Below are 4,076 nucleotides of genomic sequence, written 5' to 3' on the forward strand. Positions count from 1 at the left end.
CGCCGGCGTGGCCGATGCGCAGGCAGGAGAGGGCGCGCAGCACCGCCCAGCCGCGGGCGCGGCGCAGGGTGGCGGGGTCCGGGGCGGGCCGGTAGGCCGCGTGGAAGCGGTCGGCGGCGCCGTCCGGCAGCAGGATCCAGGCGGCGGCGAGGTCACCGGCCGGGTCGCCGGCGAAGAGGTCGCCGAAGTCGATCACACCGCAGAAGGTGCCGTCGGCGGTGAGCACGTTGGCCGGGTGCAGGTCGCCGTGGAGCCACAGGTCCGGGCCCGTCCACTCCGGCGCGGTGACGGCGTCCTCCCAGACCGCGCGGACGGCCTCCGGGTCGGGGAGCAGCCCCAGTTCGACGGCCGAGGCGAGCTGCCTCGCGAAGCCCTCGGCGTGGTCGGCCAGCGGTCCGCCGCGGCCGCGACCGGCGGGCGCACCGTCGGGGGCGGGGCGGTGAAGGGCGGTCAGGAAGGCGGCCAGGGTGTCGGCGGCCCGCGCGGCGCGGGTGGCGGGCGCGCGGTCGGCGGGCTCGCCCGGCACCCAGGTGGTGACGATCCACGGCCGCGGGAACCGCTCGGAGGGCTCGCCGAAGCGCTGTGGGACGGGGACGGGCAGCGGCAGGTGCGGGGCGAGGGCGGGCAGCCAGGCGTGTTCCTTGCGCAGCAGCTCGTCCGCCGACGTCGTCGCCCAGGGCAGCCGGACGGCGAGGTCGTCGCCGAGCCGCCACAGCTGGTTGTCCCAACCGCGCGCGCCGAGCGTCACGGGGCGGTCGGCCAGGTCGGGGTGCTGGTCGCGCAGCAGCGCGCGGACCAGCTCAGCGGTGATGTCGGTCCCGGTGTCGGTCATGCCGGGCAACGCTAGTCGGGTGGCGGGGGCGGTGCCACGGGAACGGGAAAGGGCGCGCCGGGCCCCGGAGTTCGACGGGTGCCGTGCGCCGGCTGCGGAGCGCCGGACGCACCCTCGGACGAGGGCGAGGACGTGCGGCGATCAGCCCGGCCGTTCCGGCTCCCCGTCCGCACCCGCCGCCGTCAGGGCCGGCGGGCGCGACACCTCCAGCCAGACCAGCTTCCCGCCGGCCTCGGGCCGGGAACCCCAGGCGGCGGAGAGCCGGTCCACCACCCGCAGTCCGTACCCGCCCGGGCGGCCCGCACCGGCGGACGGGCGCAGCCGCGGCGGGACGGGGCTGGCGTCCGCGACCTCCACCCGCAGCCGGGCACCGTCCCAGTGGAGCCGCAGCTCGCTCGGGCCGCCGGGAGCGTACAGACAGGCGTTGGCGACCAGCTCGGCGACCATCAGCAGGACGTCCTCGGCGGCGGCCCGTCGGTCCTCGTCGACGGCCGGCAGCCACTGCCAAGACACCAGCGCCCGTCGGCTGAACTCGCGGCTGCGCCGCACCGTGCCGGGGCCGCCTTCGAGCGCCAGTCGCCTGACCTGCTCCCGGCCTGGTGGCCCACCGTTCCCGGGGCGGTCCACGGCCTGCCTCCTCATGTCGGTTCGGTTCGGACGGTGCGCTGGTGGCCGGGGTGGGGCCGTGGCACGCCGTCGGCCCAGGTTCTCGCGAGCAGCCGTGGCCCGGCTGTCCGAGCGTCCGGTAGCGCGTCCGGTCGGGCGCCGAGCTCGTGGTCCGGCGGGGACGGCGCGGGGCCGTCACCGGGTGCACGGTGCCAGGCGGACCTCACCGCTGGTACGAGCGGGAGCACCGTCCGTCGGCCGTCCATGCCCCGCGCCTGCCCGTTCCCCGCCGGTGCACACGCGCCGTCCGTTCCGTACCACCCCCGGATCGCGCCCGGACGTTAGAGCCCGCCGCAACGGGGCAGCCGCCCCGGTGACGGGGCGGAACGGACGGTGCCCGCGGGCCGCTCGCCCGCCCGCACCACCCCGGTCCCGACCGAGCCGCTCGAACACCTGGAGGACGAGGACAGGTCCGTGAGATTCCTCGACCGCAGCACCGCCGGCCACCAGCTGGCCCTCAGGCTCGCCCCGCTGCTGGGCGGGCGGGCCGGTGCCGAGCTGGTGGTCCTCGGCCTGGCCCCCGGCGGGCTGCCGGTGGCGGCCGAGGTCGCCGAGTCGCTGGGCGCCCCGCTCGACGCCACGGTGGTCCGGCTGCTGACCGTGCCCGGCCACGACCGCCCGGTCGGCGCGATCGCCGACGGCGACCCGCCGCTGCTCGACCGGTACGCCCTGGAGAGCCTCGGGATCACCTCGGCCGAACTGGACGCGAGCGTCAGACGGGAGCGGGTCGAGGTCCACCGCCGCGAGGCGCTCTACCGCCCTGGCCGGGCCCGGCTCCCGCTGTGCGGGCGCACCGCCGTCCTGGTCTCCGACGGGCTGACCGACGCGCTCACCGCCCGGGCGGCCCTCCACGCCCTGGCCGCCGACCACCCGGAGCGGCTGATCCTCGCGGCGCCGGTCGGCGACGCCCGGATCGCGGCCGACCTGAGCCGGGACGTGGACGCGGTGGTCTGCCTGCACCTGCCCCGCTACGCGCACGCCGCCGGGCCCTGGTACGGCGAGTTCCACGAGGTCACCGACCGCGAGGCGGCCGTCCTGCTGCAGCGGCGCACCCCGGCGGACGGCCCGGACTGACGATCGGACGACCCCGGCCCGAAAACCCGTTTGCCCGGCGAGGCGTGCACGGACCATCCTCCTGCCATGACCCATCCCCAGCACGTCATCGCCCTGGACGGGGCCACCCTGCGCCGCTTCGACGGCGAGGCGGACCTGCCCGAGTTCTTCGCCGTCATCGAGGAGTCGCTGGAGCACCTGCGGCCCTGGATGCCCTGGGTGGGCGAGCACAGCCGCGCCAAGACCGCCGAGTTCCTCGCCGGCCGCGCGGAACTCTGGGCGAACGGCCGGGACTTCACGTACGCGATCGTGCTCGACGGCGCCATCGTCGGTGCCTGCGGGCTGTTCCGGCGCGAGGACACCCCGGACGAGGTCCGCGAGATCGGCTACTGGCTGCACCCCGCCGCCACCGGGCGCGGGCTGGCCACCCGGACGGCGCGGGCCCTGGCCGACGAGGCCTTCCGGCTCCCCGGGGTGGAGGCCGTCGAGATCGTCCACGACCCGGCCAACCGGGCCAGCGGCGCCGTCCCGGCCCGCCTCGGCTTCACCGAGCACCTGCGCCGCCCCGCCGAGGTGCTCGCCCCGGCGGAGACCGGGGAGGAACTGGTCTGGCGGCTGACCAAGGAACGGGCCTCGGCTCAATAACCCGGTGGCCCGCACCCGGTCCGGTGACCCCGGCGGTCCGCAGCCAGGGGGGGAGCGTGCGGACCGCCGGGTGCGCCCGTCGGACGGGACGGTCCGGCGGCGCGTCGGGGGCGGACGCGGTCGGAGACCTCTGGCTCCGCGCGGAGCGCCCCATCTCGCACTCCGCGTTCCCGCCGTGGACCTCACCCACGGCATCGCGCGTTCACTCCCGTGCCCAGGAGACCCTCCCCACCCTCGCCGATAACACTTTCTTCCGACTCTTCCGATCGCGCTCCTGACGAAGCCAGTTGACGATTCATCACACCATCTGAGGCGCGCTATGGCGGAGCAGGAAGTCGGGCTAGGATCACGGCATGGTCACCGCCCGGTCGCCGTTGCGTACACGACGCGCCCACCCCCGAGGGGTGGCGGCGCGGCTGTTCTGGCTGGGCGCCCTGCTGATGGCCGTGTTCGCGTCCCACGGGTTCAGCGCGGAGACCGGCGCCGGGCACACCGATCCGATCCGGATCGTCTGGTCCGCCCACGCCACGGCGGCGGGCGACAGCCCCCAGGCTCCGAACTCCCCGAAGGCTCCGCAGCCCACGCGGCCCGCCCACCAGCAGGAGCACGGCGAGGACGCCGACCACCCCGGCGGCGAGTGCCTGTCCGGGAAGCCCGAGGACGGCCCCGACGCCGAGGCCGCCTGGTCGGCCGTCGCCGCCCAGCCCACCCTCGGGGACGCCGCACCGGCGCCCGACCCGACGGGCCCGACGGCCGGAGGCACCGGAGACGCCGGAGCCGGGAGCACCGCTCCCGGAACACTCGAAGCCCCGCACCGGATCGCCCGGCTGAGGGTCTAGACCGGCCCCGGGCCGCGCCCCGCCCCCGCCCGCCTCGCGGC

The 4,076-nt window shown here is 77.1% G+C and carries 5 protein-coding genes; 3 read left to right on the plus strand and 2 right to left on the minus strand.

The features are described from left to right. A partial coding sequence (locus tag AE652_RS36750) for an aminoglycoside phosphotransferase family protein (RefSeq protein WP_049659447.1) occupies window positions 1–832 on the minus strand: 832 nt, incomplete at its 3' end. 141 nt (window positions 833–973) lie between these two features. After that, window positions 974–1,459: an ATP-binding protein gene (locus AE652_RS36755; RefSeq protein ID WP_234348671.1), complete on the minus strand. Its 486-nt coding sequence runs from the start codon at window positions 1,457–1,459 to the stop codon at window positions 974–976. 372 nt (window positions 1,460–1,831) lie between these two features. Here AE652_RS36755 and AE652_RS36760 point away from each other — a divergent pair, with 372 nt between their 5' ends. The 3 genes from AE652_RS36760 (at window position 1,832) to AE652_RS36770 (ending at window position 4,035) form a co-directional block, all read left to right on the plus strand. Further along, window positions 1,832–2,572: a phosphoribosyltransferase gene (locus AE652_RS36760; RefSeq protein WP_234348672.1), complete on the plus strand. Its 741-nt coding sequence runs from the start codon at window positions 1,832–1,834 to the stop codon at window positions 2,570–2,572. Window positions 2,573–2,638: 66 nt separating this feature from the next. Beyond that, on the plus strand, window positions 2,639–3,196 hold the full coding sequence (locus AE652_RS36765) for a GNAT family N-acetyltransferase (protein ID WP_049659452.1): 558 nt from the start codon (window positions 2,639–2,641) through the stop codon (window positions 3,194–3,196). Between the two features lie 353 nt (window positions 3,197–3,549). After that, the gene (locus tag AE652_RS36770; RefSeq protein WP_159028661.1) at window positions 3,550–4,035 is read left to right on the plus strand and encodes a hypothetical protein; all 486 of its coding nucleotides are present in this window, start codon (window positions 3,550–3,552) and stop codon (window positions 4,033–4,035) included. The last annotated feature ends 41 nt before the right edge of the window (window positions 4,036–4,076 follow it).

Origin of the sequence: Kitasatospora sp. MY 5-36 (genome assembly GCF_001182915.1) — a bacterium.
Lineage (GTDB): Bacteria > Actinomycetota > Actinomycetes > Streptomycetales > Streptomycetaceae > Kitasatospora.

What these genes read in the sequence shown, in the direction of transcription:
- AE652_RS36765 (WP_049659452.1), top strand. Translation starts at nt 2,639, where the DNA reads ATGACCCATCCCCAGCACGTCATCGCCCTGGACGGGGCCACCCTGCGC.
- AE652_RS36770 (WP_159028661.1), top strand. Translation starts at nt 3,550, where the DNA reads ATGGTCACCGCCCGGTCGCCGTTGCGTACACGACGCGCCCACCCCCGA.